The organism is Kitasatospora sp. NPDC059722, from assembly GCF_042733235.1.
In the GTDB taxonomy this organism is placed as follows: Bacteria; Actinomycetota; Actinomycetes; order Streptomycetales; family Streptomycetaceae; genus Kitasatospora.
Genome location: NZ_JBHWGD010000014.1, coordinates 118,480 through 140,426 on the forward strand (window position 1 = coordinate 118,480; position 21,947 = coordinate 140,426).

Annotated in this window: 16 protein-coding genes; 7 read left to right on the plus strand and 9 right to left on the minus strand. The window is 71.2% G+C overall.

Annotated elements, in window-relative coordinates:
* Positions 1–172 precede the first annotated feature (172 nt).
* The gene (locus ACFV4F_RS12240) at positions 173–2,863 is read right to left on the minus strand and encodes an RICIN domain-containing protein (protein WP_380501929.1); all 2,691 of its coding nucleotides are present in this window, start codon (positions 2,861–2,863) and stop codon (positions 173–175) included.
* Between the two features lie 542 nt (positions 2,864–3,405).
* Here ACFV4F_RS12240 and ACFV4F_RS12245 point away from each other — a divergent pair.
* A complete protein-coding gene (locus ACFV4F_RS12245; RefSeq protein ID WP_380501931.1) occupies positions 3,406–4,845 on the plus strand; it encodes an alginate lyase family protein in 1,440 nt (479 codons plus the stop codon).
* A gap of 456 nt (positions 4,846–5,301) precedes the next feature.
* On the opposite strand, the gene ACFV4F_RS12250 is transcribed toward ACFV4F_RS12245, so the two are convergent.
* Positions 5,302–5,790, minus strand: a complete 489-nt coding sequence (locus ACFV4F_RS12250) for a hypothetical protein (RefSeq protein ID WP_380501933.1) — start codon at positions 5,788–5,790, stop codon at positions 5,302–5,304.
* A 623-nt stretch (positions 5,791–6,413) separates the two neighbouring features.
* Here ACFV4F_RS12250 and ACFV4F_RS12255 point away from each other — a divergent pair.
* Together ACFV4F_RS12255 and ACFV4F_RS12260 are read left to right on the plus strand one after the other, a co-directional pair.
* Complete coding sequence (locus ACFV4F_RS12255) at positions 6,414–7,889, plus strand: endo-1,4-beta-xylanase (RefSeq protein WP_380501935.1); 1,476 nt, start codon at positions 6,414–6,416, stop codon at positions 7,887–7,889.
* A 96-nt stretch (positions 7,890–7,985) separates the two neighbouring features.
* Positions 7,986–9,410, plus strand: coding sequence for a non-reducing end alpha-L-arabinofuranosidase family hydrolase (locus ACFV4F_RS12260; RefSeq protein WP_380501937.1), 1,425 nt, complete (start codon positions 7,986–7,988; stop codon positions 9,408–9,410).
* 50 nt (positions 9,411–9,460) lie between these two features.
* Here ACFV4F_RS12260 and ACFV4F_RS12265 read toward each other — a convergent pair whose 3' ends face one another.
* The 4 genes from ACFV4F_RS12265 to ACFV4F_RS12280 all read right to left on the minus strand — a co-directional run bounded on the left by ACFV4F_RS12265 (position 9,461) and on the right by ACFV4F_RS12280 (position 16,071).
* Positions 9,461–11,110 carry a hypothetical protein gene (locus ACFV4F_RS12265; protein WP_380501939.1) on the minus strand — a complete coding sequence of 550 codons (1,650 nt, stop codon included), beginning with the start codon at positions 11,108–11,110 and terminating at the stop codon, positions 9,461–9,463.
* Between the two features lie 219 nt (positions 11,111–11,329).
* A complete protein-coding gene (locus tag ACFV4F_RS12270; RefSeq protein WP_380438413.1) occupies positions 11,330–12,580 on the minus strand; it encodes an FAD-binding protein in 1,251 nt (416 codons plus the stop codon).
* Positions 12,581–12,676: 96 nt separating this feature from the next.
* Positions 12,677–14,605 (minus strand): phosphatase PAP2 family protein, encoded by a 1,929-nt coding sequence (locus ACFV4F_RS12275; protein WP_380438415.1) that lies wholly within the window; start codon positions 14,603–14,605, stop codon positions 12,677–12,679.
* Positions 14,606–14,709: 104 nt separating this feature from the next.
* Positions 14,710–16,071: a jacalin-like lectin gene (locus tag ACFV4F_RS12280; RefSeq protein WP_380438417.1), complete on the minus strand. Its 1,362-nt coding sequence runs from the start codon at positions 16,069–16,071 to the stop codon at positions 14,710–14,712.
* A gap of 320 nt (positions 16,072–16,391) precedes the next feature.
* Between ACFV4F_RS12280 and ACFV4F_RS12285 the strand changes: the two genes are divergently transcribed.
* From ACFV4F_RS12285 to ACFV4F_RS12300, 4 genes are read left to right on the plus strand one after another with little or no spacing between them, the layout of a single operon-like run.
* Positions 16,392–17,321: an ABC transporter ATP-binding protein gene (locus tag ACFV4F_RS12285; protein ID WP_380438418.1), complete on the plus strand. Its 930-nt coding sequence runs from the start codon at positions 16,392–16,394 to the stop codon at positions 17,319–17,321.
* A gap of 5 nt (positions 17,322–17,326) precedes the next feature.
* Positions 17,327–18,064, plus strand: a complete 738-nt coding sequence (locus ACFV4F_RS12290) for an ABC transporter permease (protein ID WP_380501971.1) — start codon at positions 17,327–17,329, stop codon at positions 18,062–18,064.
* A 1-nt stretch (position 18,065) separates the two neighbouring features.
* A complete protein-coding gene (locus tag ACFV4F_RS12295; RefSeq protein WP_380501941.1) occupies positions 18,066–19,187 on the plus strand; it encodes a sensor histidine kinase in 1,122 nt (373 codons plus the stop codon).
* Positions 19,184–19,786, plus strand: a complete 603-nt coding sequence (locus ACFV4F_RS12300; RefSeq protein WP_380438421.1) for a response regulator transcription factor — start codon at positions 19,184–19,186, stop codon at positions 19,784–19,786. The genes ACFV4F_RS12295 and ACFV4F_RS12300 overlap by 4 nt, the downstream gene beginning before the upstream one ends.
* A 10-nt stretch (positions 19,787–19,796) precedes the next feature.
* Here ACFV4F_RS12300 and ACFV4F_RS12305 read toward each other — a convergent pair whose 3' ends face one another.
* From ACFV4F_RS12305 to ACFV4F_RS12315, 3 genes are read right to left on the minus strand one after another with little or no spacing between them, the layout of a single operon-like run.
* On the minus strand, positions 19,797–19,994 hold the full coding sequence (locus ACFV4F_RS12305; protein ID WP_380501943.1) for a hypothetical protein: 198 nt from the start codon (positions 19,992–19,994) through the stop codon (positions 19,797–19,799).
* Positions 19,995–20,049: 55 nt separating this feature from the next.
* Positions 20,050–20,904, minus strand: a complete 855-nt coding sequence (locus ACFV4F_RS12310; protein WP_380501945.1) for an ABC transporter permease — start codon at positions 20,902–20,904, stop codon at positions 20,050–20,052.
* 53 nt (positions 20,905–20,957) lie between these two features.
* Positions 20,958–21,932: an ATP-binding cassette domain-containing protein gene (locus ACFV4F_RS12315; protein ID WP_380438427.1), complete on the minus strand. Its 975-nt coding sequence runs from the start codon at positions 21,930–21,932 to the stop codon at positions 20,958–20,960.
* Positions 21,933–21,947: the final 15 nt, after the last annotated feature.

Genomic DNA, 21,947 nt, shown 5'->3' on the forward strand with positions numbered 1-21,947 from the left:
CTCCAGCTGCCGGCGCCGCGCCGGTCGGTCGGGGAGTCCCGCGCGGCCGCCGGGGCCGCGGGGGGGGGGATCACCCGCCAAGCCCGGCGTGGGTCGATCCCCCACACTTTGTTGTGGGGGCGGGGCTTCCGCCTTACCGTGGTGCCCGGCGGGGCGTCACGCTGTCACCGCGTCACTGGACCGTCCAGGCCTGGTTGGACTGGTTCAGGGGCATCCACTGGTCGACGGCGGCTCCGTTGGTCGTCGATCCGCTGCTCACCTCCAGGACCTGCCGGCTCTCGTAGTTGCGGATGAGGTAGCCGCCGCCGGTCGGCTCGAAGTACCAGAGCTGGTTGTTGCCGCCGCCGTACGTGTACTGCTGCAGCGTGGTCCCCCTCCAGTGGCTGCCCGCGTTGATGTCGAGGACCTTGCCGCTGTTCCGGTTCACGATCTCGAAGAGCTGGCCGCTGACCGGTACGAAGCTCCACTGCTGGTTGGCGCCGCCGGTGCTCGGCCACTGGGCGACGGCCCCGCCGTCGGCGGTGGACCAGCCGCTCACGTCCAGCACCTGGCCGCTGTTGACGTTCTTGATCGTGTAGAACGCCGACGGGCTGACGGTCGGCGTGCCGGTCGACGCGGCGGGTGACCCGCTCGCCTGCTGCACGCTGAAGTCCGTGATGAAGAAGTACCCGCCGTCGGTCTTGGCGACCCGCACGTAGCGGAACGCCTGGCGGACGTCGATGTCGCCGGTGAGCGTCGAGGCGAACGGCAGGGTGGACGTCTGGCGGCCCAGGACGGTGTAGCTGCCGAAGTTCGGGTCGTTGGAGCCCCGGACCTCGAAGTTGCCGCGGGTGGCGGCCTGGTCGACGTCCTGGCGGGTGGTCAGCGAGAACTGGCCGAGCTGGTAGGCCTGGCCCAGGTCGACCTGCCACCAGGCCGAGGTGTCGCCGCCGGTCGGCGACCAGCCGGTCGAGCCATTGTTGTCGACGGCCTTCGAGGGCTCCCAGCCGGTGCCGAAGACCGAGGAGGAGGACGTCGACTTGTTGAAGGCGAGGTTGGGCAACAGGGTCATCCACTGGTAGCCGGATTCGAGGCCGGAGGCCTTGATCACCGCGTCGCCGGACGTCGTGTTGTTGGTGAGGGTGACGTTGGAGCCGTTGCGGTTCTGGTTGATGAACCCGTCGGTGTGCGACAGCACGTTGTTCGAGACGGTCATGTTGTCCGACCCCTCGTCCAGGTAGAGGCCGTGCACGGGTGAGCCGCAGGCGGCGGGGCCGCGGACCACGTCGTGGATGTAGTTGCCGTTGACGACCGTGCCGGGGTCGTTCGACAGGTGGTAGATGCCGGCCGAGTCGCACAGCCGGTTCATCACGTTGCCGATCCGGTTGAAGCTGATGCTGTTGTTGCCTTCGGCGTTGGCCGCCGACTGCCAGCCCCAGCCGAGCGAGATGCCGGCCCACGGAGTGTCGGAGATGTCGTTGTGGTCGATGGTGGTGCTGTTGACGAAGCCCGCGTTGATACCCGCGGTTCCGAGGTAGTCCTCACCGATCCGGGTGATCAGGTTGTCCTTGACGGTGACGTTCTTGACCACCTCCCGGGCGTCCTCACCGGCCGGCGTGGCCGGCGGGTTGTAGACGGAGTGGTACTCCACGGTCGGGTCGGAGAACTTGCCGACCATGATCCCGTTGCCGGCGATGTCGTAGACGTAGTTGCCGGTCGCGCTGCTGTCGTGGACGCCGTGGGAGAGGTCGAGGGCGGTGGAGCCCATCTGCTTGAAGGTGTTGTAGGTGAAGGAGACCCGGTCGGCGTCCGCGGCCTGGACGCCGGCCGGCGGACGGCCGACGTACTGGTTGTTGGAGGTGTCGGCCGAGATGTTGTAGTTGCCGCCCTGGGCGTTGAGGTAGCCGTTGTTGCTGGCTTCCATCCAGGTGGTCTGGGCGAAGGTGAGCCCGGAGAAGCGCAGGTCGTGGGCGGGAGCGTCGAGGCTGGTGCCCTTGATGTCGAAGAGCGTCTGGAGGGTCGGCGCCTGCACGGTGGCCGTGGACATGTCCTCGCCGGGGCGGGGCTTGTAGTAGACGGTCTGCGCGGCCGTGTCGACGTAGAACTCGCCCGGTTCGTTGAGGAACTCGTGGGCGTTCTCGAAGTGCAGCGGGGAGCCGTTGGCGAGCTGCGGCCACGGGCGCTGGAACAGGATGCCCGCCTCGTGGTCCTGGATGGAGATGTTGGCGGTGCCATTGGCGGAGCTGATCGACTTCAGCCGCAGGTAGCTCTCGCCCCATTGCGTCTCCAGCACCATCTCGACCTGGTTGGGATTGGCCCAGGTGGAGACCTGCGAGCTGAGCACCTTCAACAGCTTGTTGGCGCTGTCGCTGCCCTGCAGTTGGAAGTCGGAGCCGATGTCCGGATAGCGGGCCCGGGTGGCGCGGACCCCGTTGACGTACAGCTGGCGGAAGTTGAGCGCGCCCACGGACGCCTTGTACTCGCCGTTGGCGGCCGGGGCCCAGCCGGTGACCGCCGTGCCGCCGGTGATCACGGGCGTCTCACCGTTGTACGCCTGGTAGACGACCGTGTGCCCGTTGGTGCCCGAGTCCGCGGTGCCGAAGGTGACCGGGGCGGTGAGGGGGTAGGTGCCTCTGCGCAGGTTCACGACGATGTCGTCGGACATGTTCGCGTTAACATTTCGGACCGCCGCCTGGGCGGCCTGGACGGTCTTGAAGGCCGAGGCGGTGCTGGTCCCCGGGTTGCCGTCACTGCCGTTGACCGGGTCGACGTAGAAGTTCGTCGTGGCCGCGTAGGCGGGTTGGGCGGGCAGCGCGGCCGCGAACGCGACGAGTGCCGCCGCGAGGGCCCTGGCCGCCCCGGCGCCGATGCGTAGGGGTCTCATTCTGGGGTGTCCCTCCTGCAAGTCCTGCCTTATGAGTTGCATTTATCGAGGCGGGTCGGCGCCTCTGTCAAGACGATTGACATGCTTATTTTTGCGCCGACGCAACACCGATGACACGCGGATGTATCACGCTCGGCGTCGCGAGAACCCTGTGTTTCGGGGGGATTGCGCAGGTGGTGGCAGGGCTGGCGATGTCGGGAGCCGCCCTGCGGGCGCCTGGGCGGGCCCCTCGGCGAAGGCTGCTGCCATCCAAATGAGTCGTACTCATTTGGGGCGCCATATGGCCGTCGATCGCTGCTGACTTTGACGGGCTCGGCGGCCGCCGGCGGCCGTGTCGTCGCGTGTGTCCGGGGCCGATGGGAACGGCGGGGGCCTTCGAGCCTTCGCCCGCCCCCGGCCTCGTTCGGCCGGCTCAACTGGCCCTGGCCGCACGGCCGTAGGGGTGGTCGGGCGCCTGCGGGTGACCCGTCGAGGATTTCTGTTATCGTTCACAATCCCGGACGTCTCCTGATGAGAAGCGTCGATGATCGGGAGACACCCCAGTGACTCAGTACCACAGCAATCAGCGTCCGAGCCGCCGCAGCCTGCTGAAGCTCGCCGGTACCGTCGGACTCGCGGCCGGAGCCGCTGCGGTGAGCGGTATGACCCGTGCCACGGCGGCCCCCGCCCCCGCGTTCGCGCACCCGGGCCTGCTGCACGCGCAGGCGGACCTCGACCGGATAGCCGCCAAGGTCAACGCCGGTGCCCAGCCGTACCTAGCGGGGTGGCAGCGGCTGACGGCCAACCGGCATGCGCAGAGCGGCTGGAAGGCGAACCCCCAAGCCGTGGTCTACCGGGGAGGCGACGCCTCCCAGAACTTCCCGACCCTCTACAACGACGTCCACGCCGCCTACCAGAACGCCCTGCGCTGGCGCGTCAGTGGCGACCGGGCCCACGGTGATGCCGCCCGGGACATCCTCAACGCCTGGTCGGGCACACTGAAGCAGGTCACCGGCAGCGCCGACCGGTTCCTCGCCGCCGGCATCCAGGGCTACCAGTTCGCCAACGCGGCCGAACTGATGCGCGGCTACCCCGGGTTCGACCTCGACCGGTTCAAGACCATGATGCTCCAGGTCTTCTACCCGGTCTGCGACGACTTCCTCCGTCACCACAACGGCGCGTTCATCACCAACTACTACGCCAGTTGGGACCTGCTCGCCCTCTGCTGCGTCTTCGCCGCCGGGGTCCTGTGCGACGACCGGGCCAAGGTCGACCAGGCCGTCGAGTACTACCGGAACGGCGCGGGCAACGGCTCGCTCCGGCACGCCATCCCGTACGTCCACCCCGGCGGCCTGGCCCAGTTCCAGGAGTCCGGCCGCGACCAGGGGCACTGCACGCTCTCCGTCGGCCTGATGGGCGCCCTGTGCGAGATGGCCTGGAACCAGGGCATCGATCTCTACGGCGAGGACGACAACCGCTTCCTCAAGGGCGCCGAGTACGTCGCCAAGTACAACCTCGGCGAGGACGTCCCGTTCACCCGCCTCACGTTCCAGCAGGGCGCACCCGGCGTCTGGTCGAAGACGGTGGATGACACCGCGCCCTCCGCCGACGGCCGGGGCGATCTGCGCCCGATCTGGGCGATGATCCGGAACCACTACGTCAACCGCCGCGGCCTCGCCGCGCCCTACAGCACCGCCATGGCGGCGAAGGTCGGGGCCGAGGGCGGCGGTGGCGACTACGGTCCGAACAGTGGCGGCTTCGACCAACTCGGCTTCGGCACGCTGGCGTTCACGCGTGACAACGCCGCGGCGCAGGTGCCACCGTCCGTGCCGGCCGGGTCGGCGGCGGGATCGTCGGCAGGCCCGTCGGCAGGCCCGTCGGCGTCGGCCGGAGCACCGGCCGCAACGCCGGGGGCGCCGCAGGCACCTCCGCACCGGCTCGGCCGAGCCCGGCCGGGGGGGCCGCCCCGGGCCGCGCCGCCCGTTGCGCCCCCCACCCGATAACCGAGACCGGCGGGGGGGGGGTGGCGGGGCGCGGGGGCCGTCGCTTCGCCCGGCGCCCAGCGGGGGGGGGGGCCCCCCCACCCCCCCCCCCCCCCGGCCCCCCCGGGCGGGGGCTCCGCCCGCGGGCCTCGCCGCCAGTGGCTCCCACGACCTGATCCCGCTCACCGGCGTGGGTCTGCTCGCCGTCGGCGGTGGCGTACTGGCGCTGCGCGCCCGGGCCCGTCGCAAGGGCACACATCGCGCATGACCCTGCGCCGATGGGCGCAGCGTCCGGCGGGGTCCGGGGGGACCCCGACCCTCCGCCACCTTCTTGGTGGCCCCGCAACGGGGCTCCCGGCGAGCAACCTTTCCGCGGGGGCGTGGAGCAGCTGAGTCGGGCGTTCGTCCTGGCCGCGTTCGCCTTCTTCGCCCTGCCGGGCGACGGGACTCTCGACGAGTCCCGGCCGGCCGCGGCAGTCATCGGAAGTTCGGGTCCGCCATCAACACCACGCGGTCCACGGCGGGGTCGAACCCGAGAACCGGGTGTCCGTAGTCGCCCTCGGCCGTCATGGCCACCGGCCTGCCCAGCCGCCGGCCCACCGTGGCCAGCAGCCCGCACAGGACGTCCACCCCGTGTTGGCCCTGCAACTCGCGCAGGTCGACATCGAAGTCGATCCCCTCGGCGGACCACGGGCGGAAGATCGCCAGTACCCCCGGAACCGGCCACACCCGCAGATCGACCGAGTCCGCGCCGGCCGGCCGCGAAAGCACCTCAACGGCAGCAGGAAGCGGTCCGGCGACGCCACCCTCCAGGAACTCCCATGCCCAGCCACTCGATTGGACCAGATCGAACACCGCCTGCCAGTCCTCCACCGACGAGGTGCCCTCCACGAACACATCAGGCAGAGCACCCATCACGGCAGGGTCGAGGAAGTTCCTGACGTCATCCCACAGCAGATCCGGCATCCCGCCATCGTGCCTGGTCACGGCTCCGGACGCAGCCCGATTTCCTTGACGAACCACATGGACGAACCACATAGCGGCACCCCGGGATGCCACGTGCTCCGAAGCGCGCGAAGTTCCTGCTGAGGTGAGGAGTCCCACGGCGCAGGCTGCGGTCTGCCGATGAGTGCGGCTCGTTCACGGGGGCCGGTCTTGCCCCGGCCCCGCCGCCGCATACCTGCCCGTGCCGGCGATGCGCGGCGGCGGTCGGAGCTAGGGATCGACGACCCGTATGTGTCCTCCGGCTCCCGGGCCGCCCAGGGGCTGCCGCCTGCGCACGAGGAGTAGCCGCCTATCCGGAGTCGGGGTGGGACCGAACCGTGGCCGCCGGTCCGCTGCTGCGCGGAGTATTGACAACTCGCAGCGACTGAAGGAGATTTCACCTGAACATGTCAGGCGGTTCGAGTGTCTCCACTGCCAATTGTTAGCGTTAACGGGCAGGGGCTCGGCCGCCGGGGCACACACCAGCCCGCTGTGCCCGGCAGGACCGGCTCGGCCGACGTGCGCGCTCGCACGACGGTCCGGACGAGGCGCCGGTTCCCGATCGGTGTGCAGGAGAATCCCCCACCCAAGGAGAACGATCCGTCATGCCACGGCTCAAGAAGAGACTCCGGCTCCGCAAGGTCCTGACGGCTGCCGCATGCATGGTCGTCGGCTCGGCCACGGCCGTCGCCGCCAGTCCCGCGGCTCAGGGCGCCGGGGCGACCACGCTGGGTGCGGCGGCGGCCGGCAGCGGCCGCTACTTCGGCACGGCGGTGGCCGCGGGCAGGCTCGGCGACCCGGCGTACTCCACCATCCTCGACCGGGAGTTCAACACGATCACCCCGGAGAACGAGATGAAGTGGGACACCACCGAACCCTCCCGCGGGTCGTTCAACTTCGGCCCCGCCGACTCGATCGTCGGCCACGCCGCCGCGCACGGCCAGAAGATGCGCGGGCACACCCTGGTCTGGCACTCCCAACTGCCCGGCTGGGTCGGCTCCATCAACGACGCCAACACCCTGCGCAGCGTGATGAACAACCACATCGCCACCGAGATGAGCCACTACAAGGGCAAGATCTACGCCTGGGACGTGGTCAACGAGGCCTTCGCCGACGACGGCAGCGGCCGGCACCGCGGCTCGGTGTTCCAGAACGTGCTGGGCGACGGCTTCATCGAGGAGGCCTTCCGCACCGCCCGGAACGTCGACCCCTCGGCCAAGCTCTGCTACAACGACTACAGCATCGAGAACTGGTCCGACGCCAAGACCCAGGGCGTCTACAGGATGGTCAGGGACTTCAAGTCCCGCGGCGTGCCGATCGACTGCGTCGGCTTCCAGAGCCACTTCGGTGCCGGCGGCCCGCCGCCGAGTTTCCGGACCACCCTGTCCAACTTCGCCGCGCTCGGCGTGGACGTCCAGATCACCGAACTCGACATCGCCCAGGCGCCCGCCGGCGCGTACGCCGACACCGTCCGGGACTGCCTCGGCGTCGCCCGCTGCACGGGCATCACCGTGTGGGGCATCCGCGACAGCGACTCCTGGCGCACCGGCGAGAACCCGCTGCTGTTCGACAACAACGGCAACAAGAAGTCCGCCTACGGTGCGGTGCTCGCCGCCCTGGGCGGCGCCAGCGGCGGCACACCCAGTGGAGGCATCACCTCCGGAGCCGCCTACGGCCTGTCCGACGTGGCCGCCGGACGCGTGCTCGACGAGCCCGCGGGACAGAACGGCAACGGCACCCCCCTCCAGATCTGGGACGCCAACGGCGGCGCCGCCAACCAGCAGTGGAGGGCCGACCAGAACGGCGACGGCTCCTACACCTTCACCAACGTCGCCAGCGGCCGGGTCCTGGACGAGCCGGGCGGCCAGACGGGCAACGGGACGAGGCCGCAGGTGTGGGACGCCAACGGCGGCGCCAACCAGCACTGGAGGGCCGGCCAGAACGGCGACGGTTCCTACACCCTGACCAACGTCGCCAGCGGCCGGGCACTGGAGATCCCCGCCGGTCAGACCGCCAACGGCACCGCCGTCCAGATCTGGGACGCCAACGGCGGCGCCAACCAGCACTGGAACTTCCGGTGATCTGAGCCGCGGGGGCGCGCCCGTGCCACCGCCGGGCCCCTGCACCTCGCCCGCACAGCCGTGTGACAGCTCCATCCGTCGACAAAGGAGGTCCCCATGCGCAGACGAAGGTCCAGCCGCAGGCATCCGTCCGTGGTGCTCACCGCCGTGGTCGCGGCCGTGGCGGCGTTGGCGGCCATGCTCGTCGCCGGCACCGCCCAGGCGGCCACCACCGGCGCCTTGCGCGGTGCGGGTTCCGGTCGGTGTCTCGATGTGCAGAACGCGGGCCGGGGTGACGGCACGTCCCTGCAGATCTACGACTGCTCGAACGGGACCAACCAGCTGTGGACGTCGACGTCCGGCAGCCGGCTGACCGTGTACGGCGACAAGTGCCTGGACGTCCCGGGCCACGCCGCCACGCCCGGCACCCGGGTGCAGATCTGGGCCTGTACCGGCGCCGCGAACCAGCAGTGGCGGGTGAACGCCGACGGCACGGTGGTCGGAGTGGAGTCGGGGCTGTGCCTGGACGTCACGGGCGCCGGGACGGCCAACGGCACGGCGGTGGAGATCTGGACCTGCAACGGCGGCGGCAACCAGAGCTGGACCGGCCTGTCCGCGTCGACCCCGCCGGGCGGCAACTGCGCCCTGCCGACGGCGTACCGCTGGTCGTCGACGGGCGCGTTGGCGCAGCCGGCGAACGGATGGGTGTCGGTGAAGGACTTCACCGACGTCGTGTACAAGGGCAAGCACCTGGTCTACGCGTCGAACGTGTCGGGTTCGTCGTACGGCTCGATGATGTTCAGTCCCTTCGCGAACTGGTCGGACATGGCCTCGGCCGGCCAGATCGGGATGGGCCAGGCCGCGGTGGCTCCCACGCTGTTCTACTTCGCGCCGAAGAACATCTGGGTGCTCGCCTACCAGTGGGGTCCGTGGCCGTTCATCTACCGCACGTCGAGCGACCCGACCGACCCCAACGGCTGGTCGTCGCCCCAGCCGCTCTTCACCGGCAGCATCCCCAACTCCGGCACCGGTCCGATCGATCAGACCCTGATCGCCGACGGCCAGAACATGTACCTGTTCTTCGCCGGTGACAACGGCAGCATCTACCGGGCGAGCATGCCGATCGGGAACTTCCCGGGCAACTTCGGATCCTCCTACACGACGGTCATGAGCGACACGCAGAGCAACCTCTTCGAGGCGCCGCAGGTCTACAAGGTCCAGGGCCAGAACCAGTACCTCATGATCGTCGAGGCGATGGGGGCGAACGGGCGCTACTTCCGCTCGTTCACGGCCACCACCCTCAGCGGTTCGTGGACCCCGCAGGCCGCGAGTGAGAACAACCCCTTCGCGGGCAAGGCCAACAGCGGCGCCGGCTGGACCAACGACATCAGCCACGGCGACCTGGTCCGCAACAACCCCGACCAGACCATGACCATCGACCCCTGCAACCTGCAGTTCCTCTACCAGGGCAAGTCCCCCAGCGCGACCGGCCCTTACGACCAGCTTCCGTGGCGCCCGGGCCTTCTCACCCTCCAGCGCTGACCCGCCCGACCCCGGGGACCCCGGCCGCGAGCCGGCCGGGGTCCTCCCGTTCAGCGACCGGCTCCGCAGGCCCGCAGCGTGGCGGAGAGGGCGGGACGGATCGGGACGAGGAGCTCGACGTTCCGGTCCCGGACGGTGCCCGCCGACTCCGGACCACCGACGCGGGTCGGTTCGTTGGCGCAGACCTCGCGATGGGCGGAGGCCAGGTCCCACAGGCCGAGACCGGCGCCGGGTTCGAGCGGTGCGGCGTGGTCGATCATCGTGGAGCGGACCACCAGGACGTCCGTGCCGACGAGGAGCTCCAGCATCCGCGCCTGGGACGGCCACTCGCACAGGCCGGACGTGATGACGTGCCAGAAGCCGCCGCCACCCGAACGCCTCCTGGGCGTCACCGAGTTGAGGTGCTGGTGACCCGCCAGCCAGAGTGCCACGTTGCCGAAGCGGTGCAGGAGCGCCTCGACCTCGCCGCCGAGTACGCGCGGCAGGTCCGCATCCGGGTGCGCCGCCTCGTCCGGCCGTTCGGTGGTGTTGTCGAGCACGCCCAGCCCGTGGTGCGACGCCAGGACGACCACCCGGTCCTGGAAGCCCGTGCGGACCTCGGCGCCGGCCGCGTCCCGGTGGGAGGAGTGCACCTCGATCAGGCACTGCTCCAGCCAGTCGCGCTGGCGCCGTCCGATACTACCGGTGACGTGGCCGGCGGGGTTGGTGGTGTCGAGGACGATCACCCGGACTCCGGGGACCTCGTCGTAGCAGTAGTAGGTGCGGCCCTCGGCGAGGTCGGACTCGCCGAACCCGTGTCCGCGGGGTGTGCCGGGACTGTCCAGGTGCGCCCGGATGTACTCCGTCTTGTCGATGATCCGCCGGTCCGCTCGCGGCCGGATCGTCATCGTCGGTCCGCCGGCCAGCACCGCCGGGTCCATGAGGTAGGCGTCGGCCGGCGCCCGGGGCAGTGCGGCGGGTGCGGCGACCGGCCGTCGGTCGCCGGTGAGCACGCCCTGGAAGCCCGGCGTGACCGGTGCGCGCCCCTGCGCGAGACAGTCGTGGTTGCCGAAGCAGGCCAGCCAGTCGACGCCGAAGCCCCGGGTGGGGAACGGCTCGGCCGCCGAGGCCAGCAGGCCCGGCCGGTCCGGGAAGCCGTACCTCTGTTTGTACCGGTCATGCGACTTCGGCTCCGGGTTGTAGTAGTCGCCGGACACGGTGTACGACGGGATCGCCGCGGTGTCGCCGCTCCCGCTGACGCCGAATGTCGGGTCCACGCTCCCGCCGCCGTGCATCAGCGTCAGGAACTGACGGAGCTCGTTGCGTTGGGCGTTGTCGGTGTTGTCCCCGGTGGTGAGCACGAACCGGACGGGCGTGCCCGGATCCCTCGCCAACCTCGCCACGGTGCGGGCCATCGCCTCGAACGCGTGGGTGGAGACGATCTCCTGCGGACGGTACGCCGGTACCATCCTGGACCAGCCGCGCCGGGCGGCGTACCGCTGGACGAAGTCGATCCGGCCGGGCGAGGCGATGTCCGCGAGCTGGTAGTCGGTGACGTGCACGAACCGCAGAAGGGAAAGGAGCGGTCCCGTCCGGCGCCCGGTCAGGTCGTCTCGCGTGACGTGCGGTTCACCGGGCGCCGGGGCGAGCCTGCGGTACGCCCGCTCACTGCCGCGGCCGATCACTGCGCCCGGGACGATGGTGGCGTCGAGCGTGGTCACCACGACATCGGGTGTTTCCGGCAAGGGAGTTCGGGCTTCGTGATTGGCCTGGGACTCGCCATAGCGGATGAAGTGCGGGGGCAACTGGGCGTCCTCTGTGCTGGGCGGCGGTGCACCGAAACGTGAGGTGCCCAAGTCAATCCCGATGAAGTTGAACCGTCAAGTAAATGTTAGCGTTAACGCGCACGGTCGCCGCAAGGCCCTCCCTGAGCGCAGGTGCTACGTGGCATGGAAGTGGCGGGCGATGAACTCGTTGCGGAACGTGCCCGCCGGATCGAACTCGCCGAGCAGTGTCCGGAAGTCGTCCCAGCGCGGGTACGACTCCCGGATCACCTCGGGCGTGGTGGTGAAGACCTTGCCCCAGTGCGGCCGGGCGGCGAAGGGGGACAGGGCCTCCTCGACCGTCCTGACCGCCTCCGCCACGGCCGGCGCGTCGGGGTGCCAGGTGAAGTGGTAGGCGACGCAGTCGCGTTCGTACGCGGGGCTGAGCCACAGGGCGTCCGCCGCGACCGTGCGGATCTCGCCGATCTGCAGGGCCGGTGAGATCCGGTCCCTGACGGCGTCCAGCGCGTCGAACGCGGCGACGGCGTCGGTGCGGGCGACGAAGTACTCGGACTGCAGCTCGTCGCCGCTGCTCGGCGTGAAGTCCGGTCGGAAGTGGGGGAGCCGGGCGTGCCACCGGCCCGGCACGCCCAGCTGCGGCGTGCAGGGTTCGGGCGGACACCCCGGCACGGGATGGCGCGGACCGTCGGCGAGCACCGCGCCGAGCCAGGTCCCGGGGGCGTCGGGGCCGCCCCGGCGCTTGAGCCAGATCTGATCGATGCGGTCCGTCCGCCAGCCCGTAAAGAGGCTGACGCTGTACGCCGCCGCCATGATCTCGTCGAACCGCTCGCGCAGCACGGCGGTCGGCAGCCCCTCGTAGACCCACTGCCGGACCTCGAACGCCGGGACCACGTCCAGGGTCAGCCGGGTGACCGCGCCGAGGGCGCCCAGGGCCACGACCGCGCCGAGGAACTCCGCCGCGTCCCGGTCGATCGTCACCAGGGCGCCGTCCGCCGTGACCAGCTCGACGGCTCGGACCGCCGTGGCGAGGCAGCCGTTGGCGACCCCCGAGCCGTGTGTTCCGGTGGCGCACGCGCCGGCGACCGAGATGTGCGGCAGCGACCCGAGGTTGTGCAGCGCGAATCCCGCCCGGTCCAGTACCCCGGCGAGCTCACCGAACCGCATCCCGGCGCTCACCGTGACGGTGCCGGCCCGCTCGTCCAGGTCGACCACCCGGGGCAGGCCGGCGACGGACACCAAGTCGCCCGTGGTGTCGGCGATCGCGTTGAACGAGTGCCCGGTCCCGAGGGTCCGCACCGACCGGCTGCCCGCGACGATCCGCCGCAACTCGTCCACGGAGCGCGGCTCGTGGAACCGCTCGGCGCCGAACCCGATGTTCCCGGCCCAGTTGGTCGCGGCCACGGTCATGGGGGTTGCCTCCTCGGGTCTCGCGAGCGCACAGGTCGTTGGCGTGCCGGTGTGAGCGCGAACAGAGCCGCGCACCGGCGGGCTCGGCAGCGGGGCTCAGCAGCGGGTCAACCGCACCGCGAGGCCGTCGTGGGTGTAGAGCGGCGTCGCCCGGTACCCGTCCGCGTCGACGGTGACGCTGCCGAACCCGCCTTGCAGCGTACGCCCGTTGAGCACCGGCAGCACCACGTCGTCGTCCGGTTCGAGGGAGTCCGGCAGCCGCAGGACGAGCTGCGCGTCACGGCCGAGCGTCACCCGGCCCGCGACCGTCAGGGCCGGGGCGTGGCAGTGGTGGAGCGTCAGCTCCAGGCGCGTGCCGGCGGCCTGCAGGTAGTCGCCGCGCAGCCGGACGGGTCCCTGTTCGACATCCACCCGCAGGGTGCCGCCGCGGACGTGCACGTCGCCGCGCCCCAGGGCGTCGCGAGAGCCGGCCGCGAGGACTCCGGCGGCCACCACGGTGGGGCCCGTGTAACGGTTGGTGCCGGTCAGGGTCAGTGTCCCGGTGCCGCGCTTGGTGAGGCCGCCGGGCCCGCCGATGTTGTTGCGCCAGGAGTCGGCCGCGCAGAACCCGCCGTCGGCGGCGTTCAGCTCCGCGGTCACGTCCCGCTCGAACGAGCCGTAACCGTCGGCCGCGGCGAACAGGTCGAGCCGGCCCCACATCTCCGGTCCGTCCAGCAGGACGTAGCCGGAGGGCAGGGCGGTGGTGCGCAGTACCTCGCGGCGCTGGGCGGCGTCGAGGTAGGGCAGGCGGGTCTCCAGCACGACCTCGGCGCCCTTGGGCACGCTCATCGGGACGTTCGGGCCGCTACGGCGCAGGACGTACGTCAGCCGCGGGGTGACCTGCTCGGCGTTCGCCTCGCGGTCGGCGTACGGGTCCTCGGCCGGATCGGCTCCGTGGGCGAAGGCGTACAGGGTGTCGGGCGTGGTGCCGGTCTTCGACCGGAAGTACGCGGCCGCCTGGCTCCGGGCGGCGGCCTTGAGGGCGGCGTTCCGGGGGTCGGCGAGGGTGGCGGCGGCGAGCGCCGTGGCGAGCGTCCGGCCGCCGATGACGTCGAGGGGGGAGTGCATGCCGGCGGTGATCCGGGTGTGGCTGAGCTCGAACGCCCGGGTGACGAGCTCCTGGAAGCGCTCGGGCACCGCGTACGCGAGGGCCAGCGCGGCCAGGTGGAAGGCGTTGGTGTGACCGCTCACAAAGCCGCCGTCGTCGACCGCGGAGGTGCCGCGCTGGCGCAGCAGTTGCGGGGCGACGACGACGTCCGTGTCGTAGACCGGGTAGCCGAGGGCGTCGGTGGCGCCGGTGTCGACCACTGCGCTGTCCTCGTTCAGGCGCCAGGGACGCGGGTACCGGTACGCGTACTTGGCGGGGTTGCCCGAGGCGTACGGTCCGCGAACCGTGTTGACCAGGGTGACCACCTGCCCTAGCTCCGAGTCGACGGCCCCGGGGCCGAGTGCGGAGCCGGCGGGCGCGTCGGCGGGGACGGCGTCGTCGACCTTCGCGGGCGGGGTGGAGTCGGGTGCCGTGGTGATCGCGGTGACGGCGCGGGCGCCCGTCCGGTACAGGTCGGCGAGCGGGCCGAGGCCGGCGATGACGGCGTAACTCTGGTGCTGGCGGTCGTAGATGAAGGCCTCGCGGGCCTCCGCGTCGGTCCGCTCGGTGGTGACCTGCACGCAGTAGCGCACATTGGCGCGCAGGACGTCGGCGAGCAGCGGCGAGCCGTCGTTCCAGGAAGCGCCGGTGTGCCAGACCCGGTTCATCCCGGTGAGGATGCGTACGGCCGCGTTCCCCTCCGGGGTGAGGTCGGCCATGGTGTTGGTCGCGTAGGAGTCGACGAAGGCGGCGCCCTGGGCGGGGCCGGCCGGCGCGGCGGCGGCCTGCTGTGGGGTGACCAGCAGGCTCAAGGCGGTGGGCCCGGCGAGAATGCCGACCGAGGTGCCGGCGGAGTTCCGCAGGAAGCGGCGGCGGTCCAGGGTGCGGTGATCGTTCACGTTGGTCTTCCTGCGGTGGTGGGCCCGGTGGGCGGAACGGTGCTCGGGAATGACGGGGGTTCCCCGGCCCGGGTGGCGGCCCGGGCCGGGGAAGTGCGGGGTGGTCAGCGGCGGGTGAACAGGAAGCCGAGCTTGTCGACCTCGTCGCCGGCGCGTCCGTGGAACCCGGCGATCTGCCAGCCGGCGGGCGCGGTGCGGGTCACGCAGTCCGCGGTGGTGGTGCCGCCGGCCAGGGACCTGCCCAGGTTGGTGCTGAACGAGGCGTAGAAGATGCGGGTGTGACCGTCGCGCGAGCCCTGGCAGAGGGTGGCAGCGCTCACATACTCGCCGCTGCCCAGGGTGAGCGAGGAGGCGGTGCCGCCGGAGCCGCCGTGCGTGAGCGTGGTGCCGTCGGCGAGGGTCAGCCCGACCTGGTCGACCCGGGCGCCGGAGCGCAGGCCGACCGCGGTGACCCGGGCAGCGGGCGCGACGCGGTCGACGTCGTCGTAGAAGTCGCCGTGCGGGCCGCCGAACTGATCGCTCGCCAGGTAGGCGGGGTTCCGGCTCCAGGTGAGGCCCACGGCGACCGGGTCGTGGTCGGAGAGCATCTTGCCGGCGCCGTCCAGGAAGTCGGTGTGCTTGTTGGCGTACGAGGTCGCGGTGAGCGAGACGAGCGCGCTGCTGCGGTACAGGACCTTGTCGACGATCTCGCAGGTGTCGGTGGGCGCGTTCTGGTCGCACAGCAGCGGGTCGGCGCCACGGGTCGGCGCCACGCCGCCGTGTTCCAGCTGTACCCACGCGTCGGTCAGCCGGTTGTCGGCGGCGAAGGCGGCGATGGTGTCGTCGGCGCGCGTGTAGCGCGTGTTGGTGTCGCCCATCACCACGACGGCGTTCCCGGCCGAGTGGGTCCTGATGTAGCCGGTGAGCTGCGCCAGGTTGGCGGCGCGGGCGGTCTCGTCGCCGGGGTTCGTGCCCGCGTTCGCGTGGAGGTTGTAGAAGTCCACGTACACGCCCTCGGCCAGCCGGGTCCGCATGAAGGTGAAGCCCTTGGGGGTGAGGCAGTCACCGGAGTCGAGCTGGCAGTCGTTCCACTTGACGCGCTCGAAGTCGTCGGTGTCGTAGGCGAGTCCGGACAGGGTGTTGAGGCCGCTGCCGATGCTCGCCCCGCCGCTGGTGGCCGTGCGGTACGGGTGGGTGTCGGCGGCGTACAGCGCGGCGTGGTAGTTGAAGTCCTCCTCGACGTGCACGACGTCGTACGGCCCGAGCCGCTGCCCGATGGCGGTGGTGCTGCTCTGCCGCTCCGTCGGGGCGCTGTTCACCGGCTGCGGAAGCCCGGCGACGTTGTACGTCAGCACGGAGAACGACCCGCCCCCGGTGTCCGCGTGCGCGGCCGGCGCGCCGGTCAGGCCGCCGAGCGCGGCGGCCGTGCCGAGCGCGCTCACGAGGAGGGAGCGGACGAGGGTGTGGCGGAGGCGGGACTTCGACATCGGTGTGCTCCGATCGGAGTACGGCGACGGGATCCGGTGCCCCGGAGCGTATGAGCGAACCATGAGCGCGTCAACCCGGCCGGGACACCCCTAAATTGCCTCTGACCTGCACATTTAAGATGCCATGCCAAGTCTCCCGGGAAATTTCTGTTAGCGTTAACAAAGTGTTCTTGCCGGTTCACGCCTCCCGGCTATAGTTCGAGCACCCAAGATCCCGCCTCCCCGGGTTTCCCGGGTGTGCAGAAGTTGACTTTTGTCATCGCGGGCTGGTGACAGGGCATCACTGCCGCGCACGGTCACCGGACAGGAGCCTGGTAGCCATGGCAACGACACAGGCGGTGCTGACGGCCGAAGGCCTGCGGTACCGGTACGGAGAGACGGTCGCGCTGGACGGCGTGGACGTGCGGGTGGACCCGGGGGAGTGCGTCGCGCTGCTCGGGCCCAACGGGGCCGGGAAGTCGACACTGGTGGCGCTCGCGGTCGGCATGCTCGCGCCGCAGCAGGGGACCGTGCGGATCCTGGGCGGCGATCCGCGCCGCGCGGCGACCCGCCGGCGGCTGGGCGTGGCACTGCAGACCCTGGGATTCCCCAACACGCTGACCGTGGACGAGCTGGTGAAGGGTGCCGCCGTCCGCGGTGGGCTGCGGGCGGCCGCGGCCGCCCCGATCCTGGAGGAACTCGGGCTGACCGAGTTGGCACGCCGACGGGTTTCGAAGCTCTCCGGCGGCCAGAAGCAGCGCGTGCAGCTGGCGATGGCCCTGGTCACCGAGCCGGCGCTGCTGGTGCTGGACGAACCGACGGTCGGCCTGGACACGCAGGCCCGGCGGCACTTCTGGGAGATCCTGGCGCGGCGCCGGGCGCAGGGCGCCGCAGTGCTGGTGACGACGCACCTGATCGAGGAGTCGGCCGCGGTCGCGGACCGCGTCGTGGTGCTCGACCGCGGTCGGATCCTGGCGGACGCGCCGCCCGAGGACCTCGTGTCCCGGCTACCGGACCGCACGGTGACCGTCCGGACCGGCCTCGACCGGGACGCACTGGAACGGCTGCCGGGCGTGCTCCGGGTCGGGCGGGAGCGCGACCTGGTGACGATCCAGACGCGCTCGCCTGAGGATGTGCTGCGCGTCCTGCTGGACCGGGATCCAGGGTTGTCGGATCTGCGGGTGCAGGACGCCGGCCTGGAGGAGGCCGTGGTAGCGCTCACAGGCGAGCGTGGACCCTCGGAGCGCGCACAGGAAGGACCCGCGGCGTGAACGTGATGGTGGGACGGGTCTTCTGGACCGAACTGCGGGACGAACTCCGGGCGATCGTGCGGGAACCCACCTCGCTGTTCTTCGGCATCCTCATGCCGGTCGGGTTCTTCGTGCTGTTCAACCTGCTGTACGGCCACGACACCGTGCAGGGCCTCTCGGCCGGTACGGCGATGGTGGCCACGTTCGGCACCTACGGCGTGATCACGGTGGCCTCGGTGCAGCCGGGGATCGGAGTCGCCCAGGACCGGGACCTCGGCTGGCTGCGCATGAAGCGGGTGTCCGCGGTGCCGGTGTGGATCGGTCTGGCCGCCAAGGCCGCCGCCGCGCTCCTCTACGGCATCGGCGTGCTCGTGCTGATGGGGGTGGCGGCTGCGGCCTTCGGCACGCTGCACGCCTCGCCCTGGGCACTGGCGCGGGTGGTCGTCGTCCTGCTGCTGGGCAGCGTCCCGTTCACGCTGTTCAGCGTCGCGATCGGCTTCCGGCTCCGCACGGGAGCGGCGATCGCGCTGCTGAACGCGGTGCTGTTCCCGCTCGCGGTGCTGTCCGGGCTGTGGATCCCGATCCGTTTCCTGCCCTCGGTGGTGCGGCGGATCGCGGAATTCCTGCCCACGTACCACCTCGCCCAGCTCGGGCTCGCCCAACTCGGCGACGGCTCCTCCGCGATCCACGTGCTCGCCCTGGTGGTCACCACGGTCGTGGCGGCCGGCGCGGCGGCGGTGTCCTACCGCCACGCACGGATCTGACATGGTGACGACCGGCTTCGACGGCGCTGCTCCCCGGTCCGTGGCCGAGCGGCTGTGGACCTGGGAGTGGGTCCACCTCGGCTACCTGCTGTTCATGCCGGCGCAGCCGTACTTCTCACCGGATCCGGCGTGGTGGGAGTGGCCGCTGGCGGTCGCGGTGTGCGCGCTCACCGTCGTGCTGTACGCGATGGCGCTGCTGCGGAGCCCGTCCGCGTGGAGCGTGTGGGCGTCGGCGGTCCCGATGGCCGCGATCGGCGCGCTGGCCACGCCGTTCAACGCCGCCGCGAGCGTGCTGTACATCTACGCCGCGGCCGCCGTGGCCAACACGCTGCCGTGGCCGGTCGCGCGGCGGTGGTTCGCGGGCCTGACCGTGCTGGACTGCGCCACGGCCCTGCTGTCGCAGGTGCCGATGTCCTACCGGCTGCTGGGCTTCGCGTCCGCGCTCGTCATGATCTGGGTGGTCGGCCTGCTCGAACTGGGGCAGCGCGACCGGCGGCAGGAGCTCGACAACCAGCGGTTGCGCAACGCGCAGGTCGAACTGCTCGCGACCCTGGCCGAACGCGAACGGATCGCGCGCGACCTGCACGACCTGCTCGGGCACTCGCTGACCGCGGTGGTGATGCGCGCCCAGCTGACCAAGGAGCTGGTGCTCGCCGATCCGCAGCGGGCACGCGCCGAGTCCGAGGAGATCGAACGCAACGCGCGGGAGGCGCTGGCCGCAGTGCGCAGCACCGTCACCGGCTGGCGGCGGACCAGCATCCGCGTGGAGCTGGAGGTGGCGCGGCGTACGCTCGCCGGGACCGGGGTGGCATTGCAGGTGAGTTGTGACGACGAGCCGGTCCTGCCCGCGGCGATCGATCACGAGCTGGGGCTGGCGCTGCGCGAGGCGGTGACGAACGTGGCCCGGCACGCACGGGCCTCCACCTGCCGCATCGGACTGGACACGGACGGGGAACGGGTGCGCTTGGTGATCGCGGACGACGGGATCGGCGGCAGCGCCCCGGAGGGCACCGGGCTGACCGGACTCCGGGAGCGGATCACGAGACTCGGCGGCGCTGTGCAGCGCTCCGGCTCGGCCGGCACGACGCTGGTCATCACGGTGCCGACGGAGGCGGGCAGATGATCCGGGTGGTGCTGGCCGAGGACCAGGGCATGGTGCTGGGCGCGTTCGCGTCGCTGCTGGACCTGCAGGCGGACATCACGGTGGTGGCGACCGCGACCAACGGCGACGACGCGCTGGCCGCGGTGCGCGAGCACCGGCCGGACGTGCTGGTGACCGACATCGAGATGCCCGGCCGTACCGGTCTCGACCTGGCCGTGGAGCTGAACCGCCTCGGCGACCCCACGCGGGTGCTGATCGTGACCACGTTCGCGCGCAGCGGCTACCTTCGGCGGGCGGTCGACGCCGGGGTGGCCGGGTACCTGCTCAAGGACGCGCCGATCGGCGAGTTGGCGGCCGCGTTGCGCCGGGTGCACGCGGGTGAGCGGGTGGTCTCGCCGGAGCTGGCGGTGGCCGCGTGGGACGCGGCCGATCCGCTGACGGGGCGGGAACGCGAGCTGCTGCGGGCGGTCGCGGAAGGGGCCGGCAACGCCGAGATCGCGGCGCGGCTGTGCCTGGCCGAGGGGACCGTCCGCAACTACCTCTCCAGTGCCATGGCCAAGTTGGGCGCGCGCAACCGGACCGAAGCGGCCAGGATCGCGCGCACCCGCGGCTGGCTCTGAACGGTGTCCGTCAGCGGTTGCGGTTGCGGTTGCGGTTTCGGTCGTGGTCCCGGTCGCGGCGGCCGCCGTTGGTGGTCGCGTACAGGGCGCCGAGCAGCATCCCGCCCACCACGCAGACGCCGACACCGATCGACGAGTCGATCATGAAGCCGCCGACCACGAGCGCCGCGTAGACCATGGGTGCGGCGGTCCTGAGGTTCCTGTTCATTCGTCCTCACTCTTTTCCGGGCTCTTTTCGGGTCGGGCGCTTCCGGTGAGCGCTCTCAACCGATCGCCCTGGACATGAATCCCCTGATGCCGATCACGGCGGTGACCGCCAAGGCCGACAGCAGCACCAGTGCGTCCAGCCACAGCGGGATCGACGACGGCGGACCGGACAGCGTCGCGGCTCGCAGGCCCTCGCTGACGTAGGTCAGCGGGTTGATCGCGGAGATCACCTGGAACCACCGCAGGTGGCCGAGGGACGACCACGGGTACTGGACGGATCCGGTGAACGTCACGGGGGCCATGACGATCGCGAAGGTGACGCCGATCCGGTCCGGCGAGACGATCGTGCCGAGCATCAGGCCGAGGGCGGCGCCGGTCGCCGCGCCGAGGACCAGGATCAGCAGCACGCCCGGCCAGGCCGCGAGCGGCCAGCCGGTGGTGCCCAGCACCAGGAACCCGACCGGCGCCATGACCAGCCCGGCGAACAGGCCGCACAGCGTCCCGTAGGCCGACTTGGCGACGGCGACCAGCTCGCCCGGTATCGGTGCGAGCAGCCGGTCCTCGATCTCGCCGGACCACGAGAAGTCCATGATCAGCGGCATCGCGGTGTTCTCCAGGGCGACGAGGAACGCGTTGAGCGCCATGACGCCGGGCAGCAGCGTCGCGCCGAAGTCGCCCTTGGTGAAGCCGGCTTCGCCGAGCACCTTGCCGAAGACGAAGAACAGCAGCAGTGGTTGGACGATCACCTGGAGGAGGAAGGCGGTCGGCCGTCGGGTGGTGGTGTAGAGGTCACGCCAGAGCACCGCCAGGAAGGTCCGCGTCACGGGCCCGAGGTCGTGCCGCGCCCCCGGGTCGGCGGCTTCGGCGGTCTCCACGGCTTCGGCGGTCTCCGCAGCTTCCGCGGTTTTCACGGTTTCGGCGCTCTCCACGGCTTCGGTGGTACCGGCGCCTTGGGTCGGAGTGGTCACCGCAGTTCCCTTCCGGTCAGATCGATGAACACGTCCTGGAGGCTCGGCCGGGCGATCGACAGGTCGACCAGTTGCACCCCTCGGTCGACGATGGCGCGCAGCACGTCCGGCAGCAGGACCGACGGGTCCTTCTCGGTCCGCACCCGGAAGCACTGGCTGCCCCCGGTGGCCTGCGGCCCGTCGTGCTCGACGGCACCGGCACCAGGCAGCTCCGTCAGCGCGGCCAGGATCTCGGAGCTCGGCACCTGCGCACCGCGGACCCGGGCGCTGATCGTGGTGCCGCCCGGGAGAGCCCCGGTCAGCGCGCGCGGGGTGTCCAGCGCGAGGAGCCTGCCGTGGTCCACGATGCCGATCCGGTCGGACAGGCTCTCGGCCTCGTCCATGTCGTGGGTGGTGAGCACGACGGTGACGCCGCGCTCGCGCAGTTCGCGGATGCGCTCGTGCAGGAACAGCCGGGACTGCGGGTCCAGGCCGGTCGACGGCTCGTCCAGGAACAGCACCTTGGGTGCGTGCATCAGCGCCCGGGCGATGACGACCCGCTGGGCCTGCCCGCCGGAGAGCCGCTCGACCCGCTGGCCGGCCTGCGCGGTGAGCCCCATCAGGTCGAGCAACTCGTCGGCGCGGCCGAGCCGTTCGTCCCGGCCGACGCCGTGGTAGCGGGCGTGGAAGAGCAGGTTCTGCCGCACGTCGAGGGAGCGGTCCAGATTCTGGCGTTGCGGCACGACGGCGAGCAGCCGCTTCGCGGCGGCCGGTCGGGCCACCACGTCGGTGTCGAAGACCAGGCACCGGCCGGAGGTCGGCCGCATCCGGGTGGTCAGCACACCGACGGTGGTGGACTTCCCGGCCCCGTTCGGGCCGAGCAGTCCGAAGACCTCACCCGGCTCGACGGTGAAGCTCAGGCCGTCCACGGCGGCCGGGGCGTGCGGGTGGTAACGCTTGACGAGTTCGCTGACGGTGACAGCGTGAGTCATGGGGTCGTCCTTCCT